General features: G+C 55.3%; 1 rRNA gene. It reads right to left on the reverse strand.

Going from position 1 to position 255, the window contains the following annotated elements:
* Positions 1 to 255, reverse strand: a 23S ribosomal RNA gene (locus tag HW452_RS17805); the annotation flags it as partial.

Below are 255 nucleotides of genomic sequence, written 5' to 3' on the forward strand. Positions count from 1 at the left end.
TCGGTTTGGGGTACGGTCGCACATGATCTGAAGCTTAGAGGCTTTTCCTGGAAGCGTGGCATCAATGACTTCCTGACCGTGGTCAGTTCGTCTCGTCTCTCGGCCTTGAAGGGTCCCGGATTTACCTAAGACCCAAGCCTACTGACTTTCACCAGGACAACCAACGCCTGGCTCACCTAGCCTTCTCCGTCCCCCCATCGCAATCATGTCCGGTACGGGAATATTAGCCCGTTTCCCATCGACTACGCGTTTCCG

It is taken from the genome of Vreelandella aquamarina, from assembly GCF_020075495.1.
Taxonomy (GTDB): Bacteria; Pseudomonadota; Gammaproteobacteria; order Pseudomonadales; family Halomonadaceae; genus Vreelandella; species Vreelandella aquamarina_A.